This is a genomic window from Pseudomonas sp. NFACC24-1 (assembly GCF_900115235.1).
GTDB classification, from domain to species: Bacteria; Pseudomonadota; Gammaproteobacteria; order Pseudomonadales; family Pseudomonadaceae; genus Aquipseudomonas; species Aquipseudomonas fluorescens_AA.
Genome location: NZ_FOVS01000001.1, coordinates 443,475 through 464,952, shown reverse-complemented (window position 1 = coordinate 464,952; position 21,478 = coordinate 443,475). Strand labels below are relative to the sequence as shown.

Annotated in this window: 23 protein-coding genes; 13 read left to right on the top strand and 10 right to left on the bottom strand. The window is 60.9% G+C overall.

All coding sequences use genetic code 11. From position 1 onward, the window contains the following. From BM317_RS02175 to cysB, 5 genes are all read left to right on the top strand, one after another. Positions 1-303 (top strand): transposase (locus BM317_RS02175; RefSeq protein WP_139236002.1); only part of this gene is annotated, 303 nt, incomplete at its 5' end. Positions 304-333: 30 nt separating this feature from the next. Beyond that, positions 334-1,287, top strand: coding sequence for a putative 2-dehydropantoate 2-reductase (locus BM317_RS02170; RefSeq protein ID WP_092472928.1), 954 nt, complete (start codon positions 334-336; stop codon positions 1,285-1,287). A 21-nt stretch (positions 1,288-1,308) separates the two neighbouring features. Further along, complete coding sequence (locus BM317_RS02165) at positions 1,309-2,214, top strand: 5'-nucleotidase (protein WP_092176952.1); 906 nt, start codon at positions 1,309-1,311, stop codon at positions 2,212-2,214. 96 nt (positions 2,215-2,310) lie between these two features. Continuing rightward, positions 2,311-2,811, top strand: coding sequence for a universal stress protein (locus BM317_RS02160; RefSeq protein WP_060738547.1), 501 nt, complete (start codon positions 2,311-2,313; stop codon positions 2,809-2,811). Positions 2,812-2,922: 111 nt separating this feature from the next. Further along, positions 2,923-3,897, top strand: a complete 975-nt coding sequence (cysB, locus tag BM317_RS02155) for an HTH-type transcriptional regulator CysB (RefSeq protein ID WP_092176949.1) — start codon at positions 2,923-2,925, stop codon at positions 3,895-3,897. A gap of 12 nt (positions 3,898-3,909) precedes the next feature. Here cysB and BM317_RS02150 read toward each other — a convergent pair whose 3' ends face one another. Beyond that, complete coding sequence (locus BM317_RS02150) at positions 3,910-4,392, bottom strand: GreA/GreB family elongation factor (RefSeq protein ID WP_092176946.1); 483 nt, start codon at positions 4,390-4,392, stop codon at positions 3,910-3,912. A gap of 1 nt (position 4,393) precedes the next feature. Beyond that, entirely contained in the window at positions 4,394-4,780 is a 387-nt protein-coding gene (locus BM317_RS02145) for a hypothetical protein (RefSeq protein ID WP_092176943.1), read from the bottom strand. A gap of 121 nt (positions 4,781-4,901) precedes the next feature. Here BM317_RS02145 and earP point away from each other — a divergent pair, with 121 nt between their 5' ends. Continuing rightward, the gene (earP, locus tag BM317_RS02140; protein WP_092176940.1) at positions 4,902-6,035 is read left to right on the top strand and encodes an elongation factor P maturation arginine rhamnosyltransferase EarP; all 1,134 of its coding nucleotides are present in this window, start codon (positions 4,902-4,904) and stop codon (positions 6,033-6,035) included. 48 nt (positions 6,036-6,083) lie between these two features. Beyond that, positions 6,084-6,653 (top strand): elongation factor P, encoded by a 570-nt coding sequence (locus tag BM317_RS02135; RefSeq protein ID WP_003199385.1) that lies wholly within the window; start codon positions 6,084-6,086, stop codon positions 6,651-6,653. A gap of 95 nt (positions 6,654-6,748) precedes the next feature. On the opposite strand, the gene BM317_RS02130 is transcribed toward BM317_RS02135, so the two are convergent. The 3 genes from BM317_RS02130 to BM317_RS02120 all read right to left on the bottom strand — a co-directional run bounded on the left by BM317_RS02130 (position 6,749) and on the right by BM317_RS02120 (position 9,031). Continuing rightward, complete coding sequence (locus BM317_RS02130) at positions 6,749-7,762, bottom strand: alpha/beta hydrolase (RefSeq protein ID WP_092166855.1); 1,014 nt, start codon at positions 7,760-7,762, stop codon at positions 6,749-6,751. 35 nt (positions 7,763-7,797) lie between these two features. Beyond that, positions 7,798-8,217, bottom strand: coding sequence for an organic hydroperoxide resistance protein (locus BM317_RS02125; RefSeq protein WP_092166853.1), 420 nt, complete (start codon positions 8,215-8,217; stop codon positions 7,798-7,800). A 352-nt stretch (positions 8,218-8,569) separates the two neighbouring features. Continuing rightward, the gene (locus tag BM317_RS02120; protein ID WP_092166850.1) at positions 8,570-9,031 is read right to left on the bottom strand and encodes a MarR family winged helix-turn-helix transcriptional regulator; all 462 of its coding nucleotides are present in this window, start codon (positions 9,029-9,031) and stop codon (positions 8,570-8,572) included. A gap of 146 nt (positions 9,032-9,177) precedes the next feature. Between BM317_RS02120 and BM317_RS02115 the strand changes: the two genes are divergently transcribed. Next, positions 9,178-9,927: a sulfite exporter TauE/SafE family protein gene (locus BM317_RS02115; RefSeq protein ID WP_092472926.1), complete on the top strand. Its 750-nt coding sequence runs from the start codon at positions 9,178-9,180 to the stop codon at positions 9,925-9,927. On the opposite strand, the gene BM317_RS02110 is transcribed toward BM317_RS02115, so the two are convergent. Further along, positions 9,917-10,771 carry a LysR substrate-binding domain-containing protein gene (locus BM317_RS02110; RefSeq protein ID WP_027912697.1) on the bottom strand — a complete coding sequence of 285 codons (855 nt, stop codon included), beginning with the start codon at positions 10,769-10,771 and terminating at the stop codon, positions 9,917-9,919. The two genes, BM317_RS02115 and BM317_RS02110, sit on opposite strands and share 11 nt — an antisense overlap. A 97-nt stretch (positions 10,772-10,868) precedes the next feature. Between BM317_RS02110 and BM317_RS02105 the strand changes: the two genes are divergently transcribed. Together BM317_RS02105 and BM317_RS02100 are read left to right on the top strand one after the other, a co-directional pair. After that, on the top strand, positions 10,869-11,087 hold the full coding sequence (locus tag BM317_RS02105) for a DUF1127 domain-containing protein (RefSeq protein WP_053120494.1): 219 nt from the start codon (positions 10,869-10,871) through the stop codon (positions 11,085-11,087). A 64-nt stretch (positions 11,088-11,151) separates the two neighbouring features. Continuing rightward, positions 11,152-12,381 carry a winged helix-turn-helix domain-containing protein gene (locus BM317_RS02100; RefSeq protein ID WP_092472924.1) on the top strand — a complete coding sequence of 410 codons (1,230 nt, stop codon included), beginning with the start codon at positions 11,152-11,154 and terminating at the stop codon, positions 12,379-12,381. A 127-nt stretch (positions 12,382-12,508) separates the two neighbouring features. On the opposite strand, the gene BM317_RS02095 is transcribed toward BM317_RS02100, so the two are convergent. Beyond that, on the bottom strand, positions 12,509-13,855 hold the full coding sequence (locus tag BM317_RS02095; RefSeq protein ID WP_092472922.1) for a class II 3-deoxy-7-phosphoheptulonate synthase: 1,347 nt from the start codon (positions 13,853-13,855) through the stop codon (positions 12,509-12,511). Between the two features lie 142 nt (positions 13,856-13,997). Between BM317_RS02095 and BM317_RS02090 the strand changes: the two genes are divergently transcribed. Together BM317_RS02090 and BM317_RS02080 are read left to right on the top strand one after the other, a co-directional pair. Then, complete coding sequence (locus BM317_RS02090; RefSeq protein WP_092472920.1) at positions 13,998-14,753, top strand: spermidine synthase; 756 nt, start codon at positions 13,998-14,000, stop codon at positions 14,751-14,753. A gap of 498 nt (positions 14,754-15,251) precedes the next feature. Next, entirely contained in the window at positions 15,252-16,925 is a 1,674-nt protein-coding gene (locus BM317_RS02080; protein WP_072408331.1) for a DEAD/DEAH box helicase, read from the top strand. 214 nt (positions 16,926-17,139) lie between these two features. Here BM317_RS02080 and BM317_RS02075 read toward each other — a convergent pair whose 3' ends face one another. Continuing rightward, positions 17,140-17,907 carry a DODA-type extradiol aromatic ring-opening family dioxygenase gene (locus BM317_RS02075; protein WP_092472918.1) on the bottom strand — a complete coding sequence of 256 codons (768 nt, stop codon included), beginning with the start codon at positions 17,905-17,907 and terminating at the stop codon, positions 17,140-17,142. A 103-nt stretch (positions 17,908-18,010) separates the two neighbouring features. On the opposite strand from BM317_RS02075, the gene BM317_RS02070 reads away from it, so the two are divergent. Then, positions 18,011-18,664, top strand: coding sequence for a thiopurine S-methyltransferase (locus BM317_RS02070; protein ID WP_092472916.1), 654 nt, complete (start codon positions 18,011-18,013; stop codon positions 18,662-18,664). Positions 18,665-18,859: 195 nt separating this feature from the next. Here BM317_RS02070 and htpX read toward each other — a convergent pair whose 3' ends face one another. After that, positions 18,860-19,747 carry a protease HtpX gene (gene htpX, locus BM317_RS02065; RefSeq protein ID WP_003183732.1) on the bottom strand — a complete coding sequence of 296 codons (888 nt, stop codon included), beginning with the start codon at positions 19,745-19,747 and terminating at the stop codon, positions 18,860-18,862. Positions 19,748-20,049: 302 nt separating this feature from the next. After that, complete coding sequence (locus BM317_RS02060) at positions 20,050-21,261, bottom strand: pyridoxal phosphate-dependent aminotransferase (RefSeq protein WP_018603142.1); 1,212 nt, start codon at positions 21,259-21,261, stop codon at positions 20,050-20,052. Between the last annotated feature and the right edge of the window lie 217 nt (positions 21,262-21,478).

Below are 21,478 nucleotides of genomic sequence, written 5' to 3'. Positions count from 1 at the left end.
TACTTGATGAAGGCTGAACTCAAAACACTCTGGACCCCGAGTACTGCCTGGGGTTGGCGATCGACCTGGAAGCAATGGCTGCGCCATGCGCATGAAAGCGAAATACCAGCTCTGATCCAGTTCGCCAAACGGCTAAAGGGTTACTGGCGGGGCATCGTGAGCCGGGTTCGCTGGCCGATGCACACCGGTCAGTTGGAAGGAATAAACAATCGAATAAAGGTCATCAAGCGGATGGCGTACGGTTACCGGGATAGCGAATTCTTTTTCATGAAGATCAAGAGCGTCTTTCCCGGTAATCCGTGAAGAACCTTTTTTACCAGGGGAGTTGCAACGATGCAGGCAGGGGTTAAACCGCGGATCGGGATGATCGGCACCGGGGCGATTGGCGGGTTTTATGGCGTGATGCTGGCGCGCGCCGGTTTTGACGTGCACTTTCTACTGCGCAGCGAATTTGCTGCCGTGGCCGAAGCCGGTTTGCGAATCGACAGCGCGGTCCATGGCACGCTGGCCCTCGACCCCGTCCAGGCCTATCGCTCGGCAGCCGATATGCCGCCCTGTGACTGGCTGCTGGTCGGCGCCAAGACCACCAGCAATGCCGATCTGGCTCCGGCCATTGCCCAGGCTGCCGCTGACGGGGCAAAAGTCCTGTTGCTGCAGAACGGCCTGGACGTCGAGGACGATCTTCGACCGTTGTTGCCCGATTCGCTGCATCTGCTGGGTGGCCTGTGCCTGATCTGCGTGCATCGCCTCAGCCCTGGTGTCATCGCCCACCAGGCACTTGGCGCGGTCAACGTCGGTTATCACAGCGGTCCCTGTGCCGATCAGGCGCAACGCATGGCAATCGTCGAAGAGGCGGCGACGTTGTTCCGCAGCGCCGGTATCGAGGCCCAGGCCATGCCTGGCTTGCAACAGGCCCGCTGGCAGAAGCTGGTATGGAATGTGCCGTACAACGGTCTTTCGGTCTTGTTGGACGCCAGCACCACGCCGTTGATGGCCAACGATCATAGCCGCGAATTGATCCAGGCGCTGATGGCGGAGGTGGTCCGTGGTGCGCAAGCCTGCGGGCATCACATCGCGCCGGGTTATGCCGAGTATCTGTTCATGATGACCGAGAAGATGCCCGATTACTGGCCGAGCATGTACCACGATTATTCCCACAAGCGAGCGCTGGAACTGGACGCGATCTACGGCCGGCCATTGGCGGCGGCGAAAGCGGCAGGGTGTGAGCTGCCGAAAATCGAAGCCTTGTATCAGGCGTTGGTGTTCATGGATCGCTGTAACCGCTGAGCGGGGCGAAAGGGGAGTGGCATGGCAAACAACATCGACGACAAACTGGTGCTGGCGATTTCGTCGCGGGCGTTGTTCGACCTGAGGGAAAGCCACAAGGTGTACCTGTCCAGTGGCGTCGAGGCCTATCGGCAATACCAGATCGAGCATGAAGACGAAGTCCTGGCACCCGGCGACGCGTTCGCCCTCGTGCAGAAACTGCTGGACCTCAACGAACACCTGGGGCGTGCCCGGGTCGAGGTGATCCTGGTGTCGCGCAACAGTGCCGACACCGGCCTTCGGGTGTTCAACTCGATCCATCATTATGGGCTGGCGATTTCGCGCGCGGCCTTCGTTGGCGGCCGCAGTCCTTACCCGTACCTCAAGGCATTCGGTTGCGACCTGTTCTTGTCCACCCATGCTGAGGACGTGCGCAGCGCCCTGGACGCCGGATTTGCCGCGGCGACCATCCTGTCGGGTGGGGCCAGTCGCGCCGCCAGCGGAGAATTGCGCATTGCCTTCGACGGCGATGCCGTGCTGTTTTCCGATGAGTCGGAGCGTGTCTATCAGGCCGGTGGTCTGGAGGCTTTCCAGGCCAGCGAACGACAGGCTGCTCGCGAGCCGCTGCGAGGCGGGCCGTTCAAGGGCTTCCTGGCGGCGCTCAACGCGCTGCAACGCGAGTTCCCCGAGGACGCCTGCCCCATCCGCACGGCCCTGGTGACCGCCCGTTCGGCACCGGCCCATGAGCGGGTCATCCGGACTTTGCGTGAGTGGGATATCCGTTTGGACGAGTCGCTGTTTCTCGGCGGCCTGACCAAATCGGCCTTCCTGGAGGCCTTTGCCGCCGATGTGTTTTTCGATGACCAGACCGGTCACTGCGAATTGGCCCGGGAGGTGGTCGCCACTGGTCACGTGCCCCATGGCATCAGTAACGAAATAAAGCCCTGACTGCCTCTGAGTCGGGACGTCAGGCCGCACGTCGCAGTCCCCAAGGCGCTGCTAAGCTGAATCAATCTCCGCCATTCTGGCACGTGAGGAGGTCACATGATTCGTTCGATGCTGTACGCCACAGACCTGGGCCTTTATGCCCCTTATGTGATGCAGCATGCCTTGGCGCTGGCACGGACGTTTGAGGCCGAGTTGTATGTGGTGCATGCGGTGGAACCGATGGGGCTGTTCGCCGAATCGGTGTTGCAAAGCTATCTCGATGAGCAGGCGCTGAACGAATTCCATCGCCAAGGTCTGAATACGGTGATGGCCAACATCGAACAGCGGGTGCTCGACAGTTTCCGTGAGGAATTGGGGGAAGGGCAACAGGACTTGAAACTGATCAGGTCGGTCAGGGTGTACCAGGGCGATCCTTCCCAGGTCATTCTGGAGCAGGCTGCGAAACTCTCCGTTGATTTGCTGATCGTAGGCAGTCATTGCCAAGGGGCGAACGGTGAAACCCCCTTGGGCAGGACCGCTGCCCGGGTATTGCAGTTATCCCGGGTACCGGTCTACCTGGTACCGCTGGTCCAGCGTCGACGTCAGGGCGAGGCTTGAGGCTAAATGATGGCGTTTTTATAAAAAGTTCTAGATTTATTGTCGAAACCTTCCATATAGTTATATACCGTCGCTGATGCCCGTGGCGTCCAACTGCTTTGAGGGATACATATGAAGCTTCAACAACTGCGCTACATCTGGGAAGTGGCGCACCACGACCTCAACGTTTCCGCTACTGCCCAAAGCCTCTACACGTCGCAACCCGGCATCAGCAAGCAGATCCGCCTGTTGGAGGACGAACTGGGCGTCGAAGTCTTCGCCCGCAGCGGCAAGCACCTGACCCGCGTGACCCCGGCCGGTGAGCGCATCATCACCACGGCTGGCGAGATCCTGCGCAAGGTCGAAAGCATCAAGCAGATCGCCCAGGAATTCTCCAACGAGAAAAAAGGCACCTTGTCGATCGCCACCACCCACACCCAGGCCCGCTATGCGCTGCCGCCGGTGATCAGCAACTTCATCAAGCAATACCCCGACGTGGCGCTGCACATGCACCAGGGGTCGCCGATGCAGATCGCCGAGATGGCTGCCGACGGCACGGTGGATTTCGCCATTGCCACCGAGGCCCTGGAGCTGTTCGGGGACCTGGTGATGATGCCGTGCTACCGCTGGAATCGCTGCGTGGTCGTGCCCCACGGCCATCCGTTGACCAAGCTGCCGAAGCTGACTCTCGAAGCCCTGGCCGAATACCCGATCGTCACCTATGTATTCGGTTTCACCGGTCGTTCCAAGCTCGACGAAGCCTTCAGCCATCGTGGCCTGACGCCAAAAGTGGTGTTCACCGCCGCCGACGCCGACGTGATCAAGACTTACGTCCGCCTGGGCCTGGGCGTGGGCATCGTCGCGAAGATGGCCGTCGATACCAAGCTCGACAGTGACCTGGTGGTGCTGGATGCCAGCGAATTGTTCGAATCCAGCGTGACCAAGATCGGTTTCCGTCGTGGCACTTTCCTGCGGGGTTTCATGTGCGATTTCATCGAGAAATTCGCGCCGCACCTGACTCGGGAAGTGATGGCCAAGGCTATCCAGTGCCACAACAAGCAGGAACTCGAAGAGTTGTTCGACGGCGTAGAACTGCCGGTGCACTAAAAAAATACCTGCCTAGATCGCCTCGGTGACAGTGAACTGTTGCCGGGCGCCTGCGACCACGATCTCCACCTCATCCCCCTCGAACTTGCCCAGCAGGCCTCGGCCCAGCGGTGAGCGGGGGGTGATGACGGTGATCGGTTGGCCTACCAGCGAGACCTTCAAGCCTGCCGCATCCGGCCCGAGGAAGAGCCATTGCTGGCGGCCGTGCTCATCTTCCAGTCCGATCAATGTGCCGACCTGAATGCCGCGCTGCTCGTCATAAGGCCTCAATGTCAGGTTTTGACAAAGGGTGAGCGCCTGGCGGATTTCTTCCACGCGCCGGGCTTGTCCGGCGGCGAGGTAGGACGCCTCGAGGCCCAGGGTGTCGTATTTGTTCTCGGCGATGTTTTCTTCGTGGGTCGCGGTTTCGTAAGCGGTTTGCGCGGCGCGCTCGGCGATATCGAGATCAATCTCGAGCTTGTCGAGAATCAACTGGTGGACGGTCTGTTTGTTCATGTCATTCGCAGAATTGCAGCACGTTGGCGCGGCTTTTTTCACTGGGCGCATTCTGGTCCTGTTGCAGCCAGAACTGGCACTTGGGGTTGGACAGGTTGCGAGGATTGCTGCGGGCCTGATCAAGCGCCTGACGCTGCTCGTTCCTTTGCAGGTTCTGCTGATACTGCTCGAACATCGGTGTGGGCGGCTCGGGGGGCGGTTGCACCGTCGGTGGTTGCGCCAGTTGATGGACGGCGGCGGCCACCGGGGCCAGTTGTTCGTTGAACAGGAATCTGGACAGTAGCCAGCCTGTCAACACGATGGCCAGGAACCCCAGCCACAGGCCCAGGGCAATGCTGAAGGTCAATTGCAAAGCCGTAAGGCGCGAGGGTGTCGAGTGATCGGGCATGGCTGCTTCCTGGCAGGGTCATGGGCAGGCGCTGATTGTCGCATGAAGATTAATCGCCGTCGGCTCTTCTGCGCGATCGGTTTATTCGGGACAATCAGGCCTTTGTCACAGGGAGTCGGGAATGGCTGTGCGCTGGGATATTTTCTGCACCGTCGTCGATAATTATGGCGACATCGGTGTCACTTGGCGCCTGGCTCGGCAATTGGTGGCCGAGCACCAATGCGCGGTGCGGCTGTGGGTCGACGACCTGCGTGCCTTCGAACGGCTGTGCCCGCAAATCGATATCACCCTGCCCGAGCAATGGCAGCAGGGCGTGCAAGTGTGCCACTGGCCTGCTGAGTGGCAGTCCACCGAGGCCGCCGAGGTGGTGATCGCCGCGTTTGCCTGCCAGTTGCCGAGTGCCTACATGGAAGCGATGGCCGAACGCCAGACGACGCCCTTGTGGATGAACCTCGATTATTTGAGCGCCGAAGACTGGGTGATCGGTTGCCATGGCTTACCGTCAGTCAAATACAAACACGTGCAGAAATATTTCTTTTTCCCGGGCTTTCGGGAGGGAACGGGTGGCTTGCTGCGTGAGGCCGGTCTGCTGGAGCGCCGTCGGCAATTCCAGCAGGATGCCGAAGCGCAACGCAGCTTCCTGCAAGGATTGGGCGTCGAGCGGGCGCCGCAAGCCTGGCTGATCTCGCTGTTCGCCTACGAGAACGCCGGGCTGGCGAGCTGGTTTGACGCGATGGCAGCCGATACCCAGGCATTTCATGTGCTGGTTCCCGAAGGGCGAGTGTTGGGCGACGTCGAGCGTTGGCTCGGTGTCGAGGGCCTGAAGGTCGGTGCGCTGCATCGACGCGGGGCGCTGACGGTGCAGGTGCTGCCGTTCATTCGCCAGGACCAGTACGACCAGTTGCTGTGGTGCTGCGATTTCAACGCCGTGCGTGGCGAAGACTCCTTCGTCCGCGCGCAATGGGCCGGTCGGCCTTTGCTCTGGCACATCTACCAGCAGGAAGAAGACGTCCACCTGGAAAAGCTCGAGGCATTTCTCAGGCTCTACAATCAGGGGCTTTCACCGGCCGCGCAAAAAGCGACCAGTGGTCTCTGGCGGGCCTGGAATGCCGGCCAGGACATGGCTGAGCATTGGAAAAGCAGCCGCGAACACCAGCGGGAACTGGCCGAACATGCCCAGGCGTGGTGTCTGGAACAGGCTTCGCGACCCGATCTTGCCGCAGCGCTGGTGAAGTTTTATGTAAATTGGATATGATACGCGGCCTAGATTTTTGTAAATCCCATCCAAATTCGGATATTCGCAATGAAAACTGGTAAAGAACTGAAACCCGGGACCGTGATCCGTCTCGAAAACGATCCTTGGCTGGTTCAGAAAGCTGAGTTCACCAAGTCGGGTCGTAACAGCGCGATCATGAAGACCAAGCTGAAGAACCTGCTGACCGGTTACAAGACCGAGATCGTCTACAGCGCCGACGACAAACTGGACGACGTGATCCTCGACCGCAAAGAAGCGACCCTGTCCTTCATCAGCGGCGACACCTACACGTTCATGGACACCACTGACTACACCATGTACGAGCTGAACGCCGAAGACATCGAAAGCGTTCTGCCATTCATCGAAGAAGGCATGACCGACGTCTGCGAAGCCGTATTCTTCGAAGAGCGCCTGGTTTCCGTAGAACTGCCGACCACCATCGTGCGTCAGGTTGACTACACCGAAGGTTCCGCTCGCGGTGACACTTCCGGCAAGGTCATGAAGCCTGCCAAACTGAAGAACGGTACCGAACTGTCGGTCGCTGACTTCATCGAAATCGGCGACATGATCGAGATCGATACCCGCGAAGGCGGTTCCTACAAAGGTCGCGCCAAGTAAGCGAAGCCTTCTGTATGAAAAAGCCCGACCATTGAGTCGGGCTTTTTTATTTCAGGACTGAATACCAGATCCCGTGGCTTCTCCTGGTTCCATCATCACTTCAGGTGCTGCTTGAGCTCTTCGGACACCTGCAACATCGCTGAACGCACCGCTGGCACCTGGCTGACCACGTTGAGCAAGCCATAGTCGTGGATCATGCCGTTGTAGCGCACGGCCGTGACGGGCACACCGGCCGCGTCCAGTTTGCGGGCATAGGCTTCGCCTTCATCGCGCAAGACATCGGCCTCGGCGGTCTGCACCAGCGCTGGCGGCAGGCCCTTGAGTTGCGCGGTGCTGGCCCGTAGCGGCGAGGCATAGATCTCGCCGCGTTGCCCGGCATCGGTGGTGTAGTTGTCCCAGAACCACTTCATCATGTTTTTACTGAGGAAGTGCCCTTCGGCGAACTGGTTGTAGGACGCCGTCTCGAAGCTGGCATCGGTCACCGGCCACAGCAATGCCTGGAAACGGATCGCCGGCGTGCCTTTGTCCTTCGCCATCAAGGCCACGACCGCCGCCATGTTGCCGCCGACGCTGTTGCCCACCACGGCCAGGCGCTTGCCATCGACGTTGATTTGCTTGCCGTGCTCGGCCACCCATTTCGTCGCGGCGTAAGCCTGGTTGATCGCCACCGGGTAATGCGCCTCGGGTGAAGGCGTGTAGTTGACGAACACCGCGACGGCACCGGACCCCGCCACCAGATCCCGGACCAGTCGCTCGTGGGTCGGGAAGTCGCCCAGTACCCAGCCACCGCCATGGAAGAACATGAACACCGGCAACTCACCCTTGACCCCGGCGGGGCGAACGATGGTCAGGCTGATCGGCTGGCCATCGACCTGGATGGTTTTCTCGCTGACGTCGGCCTTGGGCAAGGTCAACTTTACCCCCGCCTGGGCACCCACCAGGACGGCGCGGGCGTCCTTGGGCGACAGCTGCTCCAGTGGCTTGCCGGTGCCGGCATTGAGCACGTCGAGAAACGCTTGGGTGTTGTGTTCGACGATGCCGTCGGCGAAGGCACTGCTGACGCTGAGGGCGAGAAGGGTGCCGGTCAGGGCTTTGCTGAATGTGTTCATGTGCATCTCCTTGAGTTCGGGTCCAGGGTTGGTGGTCAGACGGTCACGTGCAGGCGCACATCCACGTTGCCGCGGGTGGCGTTGGAGTACGGGCAGACGTGGTGAGCCGCGTCCACCAGGCTTTGCGCGTCGGCCTGGTCCAGCCCTGGCAGGCTGATGTGCAGGTCGATGTCGAGGCCAAAACCGCCGGGGATCTGGCCGATGCCGACGTGGGCGGTAATCGAGGCGTCGTCCGGGATCTTGCGTTTGTTCTGGCTGGCCACGAATTTCAGGGCGCCGATGAAGCAGGCCGAGTAGCCGGCGGCGAACAATTGCTCAGGGTTGGTCGCCGCACCGCCCGCACCGCCGAGTTCCTTGGGCGTAGCGAGTTTGACGTCGAGGACGTTGTCACTGGAAATCGCACGACCGTCACGGCCGCCAGTGGAAGTTGCGATTGCGGTGTAGAGCGTTTGCATGATGGGAGCCTCGTTTCTGGGTTGTCTTGTCTGCGCTAAATGTTTGCGCGCTAAGTAGGTGTGAAGAGAATGTATAGTGCTAATATTTTGTGCGCAAGATAAATTTTTGAGAAGGGTATGAAAATTCAAGCTGAAATGGCTTGTAACCCTTGAGTTAGAGGGGTTTGTTGGTGTTAAAAATTTTTTAGCTGGTAGGCAGGGAGCCCGCTATCGCGAGCAAGCTCGCTCCCACAGAGGGGAGCGCCGCAACTTCAATGTGGGAGCGAGCTTGCTCGCGAAAGCGGTGGTTCAGTTGGCGGGGGGATCGGATGTACCGGCGTCTTCGCGAGCAAGCCCGCTCCCACAGGGGGAGTCAGAGGCTGTCTTGCAAATGCCCGCGTAGCGCTTGCAGGTCATGTTGCAGCTTCTTCAACTGTTCCAGGGTCTGGCCGCTGGCGGCGAGGATGCATTGGGGGATGTCGAGGGCTTTTTCCCGCAGGGCACGGCCCTGTTCGGTGAGTTCGACAATGACCACCCGTTCGTCCTCCCGGCTGCGGGTGCGGCTCAATAGGCCTTCGGCCTCCAGGCGCTTGAGCAAGGGGGTCAGCGAGCCGGGGTCGGTAAGCAGGCGTGTGCTGATTTCACCGACGGTCAGTCCGTCCTGTTCCCACAGCACCATCATCGCCAGGTATTGCGGATAGGTCAGGCCCAGGGCCTGTAGCAGCGGCTTATAGACCTTGGTCATCAGCAGCGATGTGGAGTGCAGGGCGAAACAGACCTGGTTGTCGAGCAACAGGGCTTCGCAGGCTTCGGGGGTGTCGCGCAGGGTGTTCATGGCAAAACCTTCAATCAATGATGCTTACGAATCTAGCGGGCGAATCTTTAATGCGCCAGATAATTCTGACATTTCGGATGGATGTTACGTTTCCCCGCTGGCGCCGACTGCGTAGGATATGCGCCTGAGGAAAAGGGGAGTCTTCTGTGTTCGAATTTGCACTGTTCTTGGTGTTTGGTGCCGTGTTGGGCACCTTGGGGGGATTGTTCGGGATCGGTGGCGGCCTGATTGCCATTCCGGTGCTGGGCGTCTGGTTCGGCCTCGACCAGCAACTGGCCCAAGGGACGGCGCTGGTCATGGTGGTGCCCAATGTCATGCTTGCGCTGTGGCGTTACCACCAGCGCAATCGCATCGAATTGCGTCATGTCCTGCCGTTGGCTTCCATGGGGTTCTGCTTTGCCTGGCTTGGCTCGATCTGGGCCGTGGGGATCGATGCCGATAGCATGCGGATCGGCTTCGTGGCGTTCCTGATCGCGCTGACGCTCTACAACCTGGTTCGCATGTTCGCCGCCACCGCACCTGCTTCGGCGCAAATGCGTTATGGCTGGCCATGGCTCGGCGTGCTGGGCGCTGCATCCGGCACCATGGGCGGTCTGTTCGGTGTCGGCGGGGCCGTTGTCGCCACCCCGATCCTGACCAGCATTTTTGGCACCAGCCAGGTGGTTGCCCAAGGCTTGTCCCTGGCGCTGGCCTTGCCCAGTACCGGCGTGACCCTCGCCACGTATGCGTTTCACCACGAAGTGGACTGGAGCATCGGCCTGCCGCTGGCTATCGGTGGCCTGCTGAGTATCAGTTGGGGGGTGAAAGTCGCCCACGCCTTGCCGGAGCGGCTGTTGCGCGGGCTGTTCTGCGGTTTCCTGGTGCTGTGCGCGGTGTTGCTCGCCTTTAAAGTTTGAAACCTTCGACGATGTGTTCGGCCAGGCACTCGGTGATCGGCGACGGGTTATGCAGGTTGCGGATCAGCATGATGCTGGCCTCGGGCAGTTCCGGCAGGTCTTCGGCCTCGCCCAGTACGCGCATGTCCGGGGTCAGCAGGCTTTCCAGTTGCGCCGTGATTGCCAGGCCGGCGCCCACCACCGCCATGAGCGCCGACAGGCTCGAGCTGTTGTACGCCACGCGATAATCACGGCCCATGGCATCCAGCGCATTGCAGGCCCATTGCCGGCAGAAACAATCGCTGTTGAACATTGCCAGCGGCAGCGGTGTTTGTTCATGGACGTTGAAGCAGGCGGCTTCGGCCCAGACAAAACGCTCCTTGCGCAGCAACTGGCCGATTTCGTCCCCCGGTTTACGGGTGACGATGGACAGGTCCAGGTCCTGGCGCAGCAGCAACTGCTTGGACGACTCGCAGTGCACTTCGATTTCGATCAGGGGATAGAACTGGGCGAAGCGTTGCAGGATGCCCGGCAGGAAGCGCATCACGTAATCGTCCGGCGTGCCGATGCGCACCGTGCCGACCATGTGCGGTTCGCGCAGGGTGTTGAACACCTCGCTGTGCAGCTTGAGGATCCGCCGGGCGTAACCCAGCAGCACCTGGCCTTCGGCGGTGAGCTTGACCTGACGCCCGTCGCGCTCGAACAGCCGTCGCTGCAAGACGTCTTCTTCCAGCCGTTTCATCTGCATGCTGACGGCAGACTGGGTGCGATTGACCAATTCCCCGGCGCGAGTGAAACCGCCCTGGTCGGCGATGGCGACAAAGGTACGCAGCACTTCCGTATCGATGCTCGGGTAACTCGACAATTGATCAATCTCCGAGATGTATTGCATAAGAAACATTCGTTGGATTGATCTTAGCGTTAGCGCGAGACTTGAGCCATCCCCAACGGAGGACATCACGATGAAAGGTCAAAAAGGTTATCTACTGATAGACAAACTCTCCCACGGCTTTTCCATCAGCGCCTTGCTGCACAAGTTTAGCCGCTGGTACGAATTGCACCACGAACGCGAACTGCTGGCCGGAATGAGCGACGAGGCGCTCAAGGACATCGGCGTGAGTCGTGCCGATGTGGAGCAGGAAGTGGTTCGGCCATTCTGGGATGACCCAATGCACAAATGAGCCATCCTTTCCTACACAAACCCCTTATTGGTGAGGTAGGTTGCGAGCAGACAAGGAGATCTCCATGCCCGCGACTGTGTCCTTTACCCTCAAACAGGCCCGGCGTCTGGCGTTGGCCGCCCAAGGATTCGATGGGCGGTCGTCGCCAGCTCCGGTGCAACCCTCGCGCCTCAACCGTCTGATCGAACGCCTCGGCGTCCTGCAGATCGACTCCGTCAATGCGCTGGTGCGCTCGCATTATCTCCCGTTGTTCTCCCGCCTCGGTCACTACCCTCGCGATTTGCTCGATCAAGCCGCCTGGAGCCAGGGCCGACGTCGTACGCTGTTCGAATATTGGGGCCATGAAGCGTCGCTGCTACCGATGTCCATGTATCCACTGATGCGCTGGCGCATGGATCGGGCGTCCCGTGGCGAGGGCATCTACCAGCAATTGGCGCGTTTCGGTCATGAACGCCAGGATGTCATCCGTCGCGTCCTGGCGTCGGTCCAGGAGCAGGGCGCCCTGGGCGCCGGCAGCTTATCCACGCGCCAGGAGAAGGCCGGGCCGTGGTGGGACTGGAGCGCAGAGAAACATGCACTGGAATGGCTATTCGCGGCGGGCGAAGTCACCGTGGCGGGGCGGCGTGGGTTCGAGCGGCTCTACGACTTGCCGGAGCGGGTGTTCCCGGCCTCGGTCCTGCAACAGCCCCAGCCGGACGAGGCCCAGGCCCAGCGCGCCTTGTTGCTGCATGCCGCCGAGGCCTTGGGCGTCGCTACCGAGAAGGACCTGCGCGACTACTTTCGTCTGGGGCCGGCCGACAGCCGCGGGCGACTGGCCGAGTTGGAAGAGGCCGGCGAACTGTTGCGCTGTGAGGTGCAAGGCTGGAAGCAACCAGCCTGGTGCCCACCCGCGGCGAAAATCCCTCGCAAAGTCGCGGCCAGTGCCTTGTTGTCGCCGTTCGATTCGCTGGTCTGGGAGCGTGGCCGTACCGAGCGACTGTTCGATTTCCGCTATCGGCTGGAGATCTACACCCCTGTCCACAAGCGGATGTACGGCTATTACGTGTTGCCGTTCTTGCACAATGAACGTATCGCGGCTCGGGTGGACCTGCGGGCGGAGCGAGCCCTGGGCCGGTTGGCGGTGCATGCGGTGCACGAGGAAGAGCCGGGGCTGGACGAGGAGGGCGTGCAGGCCTTGGCGGTTAACCTGCGGCGCATGGCCGATTGGCTGGGGTTGGAGCAGGTCCAGCTTAACTGCCAGCGGGTGGGTGGGGTGCGGTTGGCGGTGGCGTTGGCTCAGTTCGGTGGTGACTGAGCAGGCCCTATCGCGAGCAAGCTCGCTCCCACATTGGATCTGTTGTGAACACCAAACCTGTGGTCACCCGGGACCCCTTGTGGGAGCGAGCTTGCTCGCGATAGCCGTCTAACCGGCGAAGAAGAACCTACCGCCGAACCTGCTTCAACGTCTCCGCAATCAGGAACGCCAGCTCCAGCGACTGATCGGCGTTCATACGCGGGTCGCAATGGGTGTGGTAGCGGTCTGACAGCCCGTCCTCGGTAATCGGTCGCGCGCCGCCGATGCATTCGGTGACGTTTTGCCCGGTCATTTCGATGTGAATCCCGCCGGCATAGGTGCCTTCGGCTTCGTGGGCCTGGAAGAACTGCTTCACTTCGCCGAGGATCTGCGCGAAGTCCCGGGTCTTGTAGCCGCTGCTGGCCTTGATGGTGTTGCCGTGCATCGGGTCGGAGCTCCACAGCACCTGTTTGCCTTCACGTTGCACGGCGCGCAACAGCGGCGGCAAGTGTTCGCCGACCTTGTTGGCGCCCATCCGGGCGATCAGGTTCAGCCGGCCAGGGTCGTTGTCCGGGTTGAGCACGTCGATCAGGCGGATCAGGTCGTCCGGGTCCATGCTCGGGCCGACCTTGACCCCGATCGGGTTGTTCACACCGCGCAGGAATTCGACATGGGCACCGTCCAGTTGACGAGTGCGGTCGCCGATCCAGAGCATGTGGGCCGAGCAGTCGTAATAGTCGTTGGTCAGGCTGTCACGGCGCACGAAGGCTTCTTCGTAATTGAGCAGCAGCGCTTCGTGGGCGGTGAAGAAACTGGTTTCGCGCAGTTGCGGCGAGCTGTCCATGCCGCAGGCGCGCATGAATGCCAGGGTTTCGTCGATGCGGTCGGCCAGGTGGCTGTATTTTTCCGCCAGGGCCGAGTTGGCGATGAAGTCCAGGTTCCACTTGTGCACCTGGTGCAGGTCGGCGAATCCGCCCTGGGCGAAGGCCCGCAGCAGGTTCAAGGTGGCGGTGGACTGGTGGTAGGACTGCAACAGCCGCTCCGGGTCCGGGACGCGGCTTTTTTCGTCGAAGCCGATGCCGTTGACGATGTCGCCCCGGTAGGCCGGCAGGGTCACGCCATCGATGGTTTCATCATTGGCCGAACGCGGCTTGGCGAACTGCCCGGCCATGCGCCCGACCTTGACCACCGGACAGCCGGCGGCAAAAGTCATGACGATCGCCATTTGCAGCAACACCTTGAAGGTATCGCGAATCTTTGCCGCGGAGAACTCGGCAAAACTCTCGGCGCAGTCGCCGCCCTGGAGCAGGAAGGCCCGGCCCTGGGTCACCTCGGCGAACTGACGGCGCAACTCCCGGGCTTCACCGGCAAACACCAAGGGCGGATAACTGGCCAGGGTCTGCTCCACCTGCGACAGGTGCGCGGCGTCGGGGTAACGGGGTTGTTGCTGGATCGGCAGGGCGCGCCAGCTGTCAGGGCTCCAGGGTTGGCTCATCATGATCTCTAGGTGATTTACGCTCGGACGGCCATGTTATCAGCAAATTAGTACGTGACCTGTTCCGCTTGCTTCGCGGACAATCGCGCCCTTGTCCCGTATCCGCAGGCTCATGCCGGCACGGCAACCATCAGGAGATGAAATGACAGAGGAGCGCGTCGAGCATTTGCTCGCCGAGGTGCACGACGAGTTCGGCATGATTCGCGTACTCGAAGTGGCCGATTACCGGTTTCTGGAGTTTGGCGATGCCATCGAGCAAAGCTGCGTGTTCACAGCCGATCCGAGCTGGCTCGAATATGACTACACCCGCGCCATGCTCATCGGTGCGTTGTGTCACGAGCAGCCGGAAAGCGCGCTGTTCCTGGGGCTGGGTGCCGGTACGCTGACCCAGGCCTGCCTCAAGTTCCTGCCACTGGAAGACGTCGAGGCCATCGAGCTGCGTCCCGACGTGCCGCGCCTGGCCATCGAATACCTGGGGCTGGACGACGATCCGCGACTGTACATCCGCGTTGGCGATGCCTTGCAACTGCTTGAAACGGCGGAGCCGGCAGACCTGATTTTCGTCGACCTCTATACCGATGTCGGCCCAGGCGTCGGGCACCTGGCCTGGGGGTTCCTGGAAAACTGCCAGAAACGCCTCAACCCGGGCGGTTGGCTGGTGATCAACCAATGGGCCACCGACGACGGCAAGCCATTGGGCGCGGCGCTCTTGCGCGGTTTGTACCATCGGCATTATTGGGAGCTGCCGGTGAAGGAGGGCAATGTGATCCTGATTGTGCCGGCGGACCTCGATCAGGAGCTGGACATGCAAGGACTGGTCGCCAGGGCCGAAGGGCTGGCGCCGCGGCTGGGCTATTCGTTGCAGTCGTTGATCAAGGCCATTCGCCCGGCGACATGACACAAACCCAGGGCACGACGAAGATCCTGTGGCGAGGGGATTTATCCCCGTCGGGCTGCGAAGCGGCCCCCCGACTTATCTGAGGCATTTGCGAATGACTGAACCTCGATAGGGCCGCTGCGCAGCCCAGCGGGGATAAATCCCCTCGCCACAATGAAGTTTGTGTCGTCGGGAGGTGAACCGTTTTAGCTGGCGGCCCCAAGGCCTTCTGGCGGCGAGCCCCATAACGGGGTTTGGCAATAAAAAAAGCTCCCTTTTCGGGCAAATTCCGGTATAGTGCGCGCCGGCCTTTAGCCGGGCCGCGTCAAGGTAGCGCAATTCTCCGAAGTCAGCTTCGGTTGCATGTCCGCACAACGGATGCTTCCACGACGTTCTTTTTCCATTCATTCGTTTTCGCAAATCCCCGCCGACAAAGCAGCCAGGGCGACTCTTGAGTCTCAACACGGCATGCGCAGCTTTGGAGCATGGGTCTTTGCGGATGCACTTAGAGGCAGACCCATGACCCAGGAAACCGGCGGCTTCGCCGCTTTTAATCTCAACCCGAACATTCTTGCTGCCGTCACCGCGACCGGCTACGAAGAACCTTCGGCGATTCAGCAGCAATCGATCCCGATCATCATGGCCGGCCACGACATGATTGGCCAGGCGCAAACCGGTACGGGTAAAACCGCTGCGTTCGCCCTGCCGATCCTGCATCGCATCGATCCTGCCAAGCGCGAACCGCAAGCCCTGATCCTGGCGCCAACTCGTGAGTTGGCGCTGCAAGTAGCCACCGCTTTCGAAACCTACTCCAAGCAAATGCCTGGCGTTACCGTTGTGGCCGTTTACGGCGGCGCCCCGATGGGCCCACAACTGAAAGCTATCCGTAATGGCGCGCAGATCGTTGTCGCCACTCCGGGTCGTCTGTGCGACCACCTGCGTCGTGACGAAAAAGTCCTGGCTACCGTGAACCACCTGGTTCTCGACGAAGCCGACGAGATGCTCAAGCTGGGCTTCATGGATGACCTGGAAGTCATCTTCAAGGCTCTGCCGGCGACCCGCCAGACTGTATTGTTCTCGGCCACCCTGCCGCAATCGATCCGTGCCATTGCCGAGCGCCACCTGCGCGATCCGCAACACGTGAAGATCCAGACCAAGACTCAGACCGTCACCGCGATCGAACAAGCTCACCTGCTGGTTCACGCCGACCAGAAGACTTCCGCCGTTCTCAGCTTGCTGGAAGTGGAAGACTTCGACGCCCTGATCATGTTCGTGCGCACCAAGCAAGCGACCCTGGACCTGGCCAGCGCCCTGGAAGCCAAAGGCTACAAAGCCGCCGCGCTGAACGGTGACATCGCCCAGAACCAGCGTGAGCGCGTGATCGACTCCCTCAAGGATGGTCGCCTGGACATCGTTGTGGCGACCGACGTCGCTGCCCGTGGCCTGGATGTTCCGCGCATCACCCACGTGTTCAACGTGGACATGCCGTACGATCCGGAATCCTACGTTCACCGTATCGGCCGTACCGGCCGTGCCGGTCGCGAAGGCCGCGCGCTGCTGCTGGTCACTCCCCGTGAGCGCCGCATGCTGCAAGTGATCGAGCGTGTGACTGGCCAGAAGGTGGCTGAAGTTCGCCTGCCGGACGCCCAGGCCGTTCTCGATGCCCGCATCAAGAAACTGACCAACAGCCTGTCGCCCCTCGTGGCTGACGCCGAATCGACCCACGGTGATCTGCTTGATCGCCTGACCGCCGACATCGGTTGCACCCCGCGTGCCCTGGCCGCTGCTCTGCTGCGCAAGGCCACCAATGGCCAGGCGCTGACCCTGGCTGCAATCGAGAAGGAACGTCCTCTGGTGCCGAACAGCGCACCGCGTGGCGATCGTCCCGAGCGTACCGGTGATCGTCCGGACCGTGGTGATCGCGAGCGTCGTGCACCGATTCCGCTGGCCGAAGGTCGTGCGCGCTGCCGTACTGCGCTGGGTGCCCGTGACGGCATCGCCGCCAAGAACCTGCTGGGTGCCATCCTCAACGAAGGCGGTCTGGCCCGCGAAGCGATCGGCCGCATCCAGGTGCGTGACAGCTTCAGCCTGGTCGAGCTGCCGGAAGATGGTTTGGAGAAGTTGCTGACCAAGCTGAAAGATACCCGCGTCGCTGGCAAGCAGCTCAAGCTGCGTCGCTACCGCGAGGATTGATCGGCTCTTGGGCTGATTGATCGAACATGAAAAATCCCCGACTGGTTCGGGGATTTTTTTTGCCTGTTGGTGGGGGGCATCAGGTTGACCGGGGTTGTCCCATTCGCGAGCAAGCCCGCTCCCACAGGGGGTTGCGGTGAACACAGTACTTGTGGGCGCCGTGGCCCAATGTGGGAGCGGGCTTGCTCGCGATCGAAGCGACGCGGTCCATCGGTCAATCGAACCGATAAATGTCCATCCCCAGCGCCCCCATCGTGAACCCCGCATGGGCAACGCTGAATGTCCCACCGGCACCCCGGGCAAAATACAGCGGCAGCAAGTGTTCATCGCTGGGGTGGCTGCGCACCGCGTTGGGTGCTTGGCGGCGGTAATCGTGCAGCGCGGGCTCGTCGTCGGCCGCCAGTTGCTCGACCATCCAATCGCGAAAGGCCTTGGCCCAGGGTTCGATGCTGTCAGGGCCGGCGTTCCAGTCCAGATCGCGCAGGTTATGGGTGATGCTGCCGGAGCCGATCAGCAAGACGCCCTCTTGGCGCAGGCTCGCCAGGGCCTGGCCGACCTGTGTCTGCAACATCGGTCCCTGATAGCTGGGCAGGGAAACCTGCACCACCGGAATGTCGGCCTCAGGGTACATCAACGACAATGGCACCCAGACGCCATGGTCGGACGGCCGTTGAGGGTCGAGGCGAGCTGGCAAGTGTGCGGCGTTGAGCATGTTCGCGACCTGCGTCGCCAGTCGCGGATCGCCAGGCGCGGGGTACTGTACTTCATACAGTGCCGGTGGAAAGCCGCCGAAGTCGTGCCAGGTGCGCGGCTGCGGATTGGCGCTGACCAGCAGTTCATTGCTTTCCCAATGGGCGGACACGATGACAATGGCCTTGGGCTTGGGCAACTGACCGGCCAGGCGAGCCAGTGCCGGGCCGCTGGCGCCGGGTTCCAGGGCGAGCATCGGTGAGCCATGGGAGATAAACAGGCTGGGCAGCATGAACGGACTCCTGAGCGTTAAGATGGGCTCATCTTCCGTCAGGTCTATGATCTAAATCTAATATAAGTTTTAGCGCGTTTTGATCGAATTTTTGGAGCGAATCATGGAGCCCGAGTTTTGGCACAAGCGCTGGTCATCGAACCAGATCGGTTTTCATTTGCCGGAGGTGAACCCCTACCTGCAACATTTCTGGCCGCAGCTGGGGTTGGCGCGGGGCAGTCGAGTGCTGGTGCCGTTGTGTGGCAAAAGCCTGGATCTGCTGTGGCTTGCCCATCAGGGGTATTCGGTGTTGGGCGTGGAATTGTCGGAAAAAGCCGCAACCGATTTTTTCCTTGAGCATCAGCTTGAGCCTCGCGTGAGCGAGGAGGGCGTATTCAAGGTCTTTCGTGCGGCTGATATCGAGATTCGCTGCGGTGACTTCTTTGCCCTGGACCGGGAGGATGTGGCCGATTGCACGGCGTTGTACGACCGCGCGGCGTTGATCGCCTTGCCGGCGCCGATGCGGGAACGGTACGCGGCTCATCTGCAAAGGATCTTGCCCAACGGCGTCGGGTTGTTGATTACCCTGGATTACAACCAGGATGAAATGCCTGGCCCGCCTTTCTCCGTGGGAAATGATGAGGTGCAGCGGCTGCTGGGGGATGTCTGGCGGCTGGAGGTCTTGCAGGAGCAGGACGTGTTGGGTGAAAGCTGGAAGTTCTTGCAGGCTGGGGTGACGCGGCTGGATGAGCGGGTGTATCGGATTTCCAGTCGTTGATGCTGTGCGTCTATGCCGGCGCCATCGCGAGCAAGCTCGCTCCCACAGTTGATCGGCAGTGAATAAAGAGTCTGCGTCCACCGAAGATTCCTGTGGGAGCGAGCTTGCTCGCGATGACGCCAGACCTGACAGCGCATAAACCTGCAGATAAAAAAAGCCCGCATCTCTGCGGGCTTTTCTTGACGCTCGAACCTGTCAGCCGCGACGACGCAGTGCGTCGATACGCTCTTCCAGCGGCGGGTGGCTCATGAACATGCGTGCCAGGCCCTGCTTGATGCCACCGTTGATACCAAAGGCATTCAGGGTATCGGGCATGTGCACCGGCAGGCCTTGCTCGGCGCGCAGGCGTTGCAGGGCGCCGATCATGGCGCTGGTGCCGGCCAGGCGTGCACCGGCGTCGTCGGCGCGGAACTCGCGTTTGCGCGAGAACCACATGACGATGGCGCTGGCGAGGATGCCCAGTACCAGCTCGGCGAAGATCGTCGCCACGTAGTAGGCGATACCCTGGCCTTCTTCGTTCTTGAAGATCACCTTGTCGACGAAATTACCGATGATCCGGGCGAAGAACATCACGAAGGTGTTCACCACGCCCTGGATCAACGCCAGGGTCACCATGTCGCCGTTGGCGACGTGGCCGATCTCGTGGGCCAGTACGGCCTTGACCTCATCGGGCGAGAACCGCTCGAGCAGACCCTGGCTGACGGCGACCAGGGCGTCGTTCTTGTTCCAGCCGGTGGCGAAGGCGTTGGCCTCGTAGGCCGGAAAGATACCGACTTCAGGCATCTTGATACCGGCTTCGCGGGACAACTGCTCGACGGTCTGCAGCAGCCATTGTTCGTGACGCGTGCGCGGCTGGCTGATGATCTGGGTGCCGGTGCTCATCTTCGCCATCCACTTGGAGATGAACAGCGAGAACAGGGAACCGGCGAAACCGAACACCGCACAGAAGATCAGCAGCTGATTGAGGTTGAGGTCAACCCCATTGGCCGCCATGAACCCGTTGAAGCCAAAGAGGCTCAGGGTGATGCTGGCAATCAGCACGACCGCCAGGTTAGTGGCCAAGAACAGCAGGATGCGCATCATGGTTGTGAAAATCTCCTCATGCTAAAGATGTAGCGTTATGCGGGGTATATAAGGTGCTGCCGCAGGCTATTCAACTCGCCGACTATTTCAAACTGTGTCCTACAGGCGTCCTAAATGTTTGAAAGACTTTTCTGAAAGTGACCAGGGAAAAGAAATACGCTGCCTGCCCCCCGTGAACGTTGAGCCCAGATGCACGTTGACCGTCCAATCTCCAGTGTAGAAGGCCCGACGGAGCCGGCTGAACGGATATGTTGCTGAATCAAACAGCGTGCGAGGTGAGGAGGCCTCGCACGCTGCCCGGCTTATTGACGGTAGGACTTGAGGAAGTTGCCGATCCGGCCAATGGCCTGGTCGAGGTCATCGACCCGCGGCAGGGTCACGACGCGGAAGTGGTCCGGCCATGGCCAGTTGAACGCCGTCCCCTGGACCACCAGCAGCTTCTCGGACAGCAGCAGGTCGAGGACGAACTTTTCATCGTTGTGGATCGGGCAGACCTTCGGGTCGATCCGTGGGAAGGCATACAGCGCGCCCATCGGCTTGACACAACTGACGCCGGGAATGTCGTTGAGCAATTCCCAAGTGCGATTGCGCTGTTCCAGCAGCCGGCCCTGGGGTAGGACCAGGTCGTTGATGCTTTGGTAGCCGCCCAGCGCCGTCTGGATCGCATGCTGGCTCGGCACGTTGGCACACAGGCGCATGTTGGCCAGCATATCGATGCCTTCGATGTAGCTCTGGGCATGGTGCTTGGGCCCGGAGATGGCGATCCAGCCGGAGCGGAAACCGGCGACCCGATAGGACTTGGACAGGCCGTTGAAGGTCAGGCACAGCAGGTCCGGCGCCAGGGAAGCGGTGCACACGTGCACGGCGTCGTCGTAGAGGATCTTGTCGTAGATCTCGTCGGAGAACACCACCAGGTTGTGCTGGCGGGCCAGCTCCAGCATGCCCAGCAGTACTTCCCGGGAATACACGGCGCCGGTCGGGTTGTTCGGGTTGATGATCACCAGTGCCTTGGTATTGGGCGTGATCTTGGCCTTGATGTCCGCCAGGTCGGGAAACCAGTTGGCCTGTTCGTCGCACAGGTAATGCACCGGGTTGCCGCCGGACAGGCTCACCGCGGCGGTCCACAGCGGATAGTCCGGTGCCGGCACCAGCACTTCGTCACCGTTGTTGAGCAGGGCCTGCATCGACATCACGATCAACTCGGACACGCCATTGCCCAGGTAGATGTCCTCGATGCCGATCCCTTCGACCTGCTTCTGCTGGTAATACTGCATCACGGCCTTGCGCGCACTGAACAGGCCCTTGGAGTCACTGTAGCCCTGGGCGGTCGGCAGGTTGCGGATGACGTCCTGGAGGATTTCATCGGGCGCTTCGAAACCAAAGGGGGCCGGGTTGCCGATGTTCAGCTTGAGGATGCGATGACCTTCCTCTTCCAGGCGCTTGGCGTGCTTGAGCACCGGGCCGCGAATGTCGTAGCAGACGTTGGCGAGCTTGTTCGATTTGCTGACCTGCATGGCGATGTGTTCCCGAAAATGAACGATCCAGGCGGCGTATGAACTACCGTAACTGGGAATCCTGCGTCTGTGCCCAGGCCTGACGCGGTATAGGCGCCACAATCCGTTTGAATGCGCATGACGTGACTGCCAGACTGGCGTCTGACGAGGCGCAATCATACGTGCCGCCCGATCTGCGGAAAAGCGTCGGATCGGGCTTTTTCAATTGCCGAGGTAG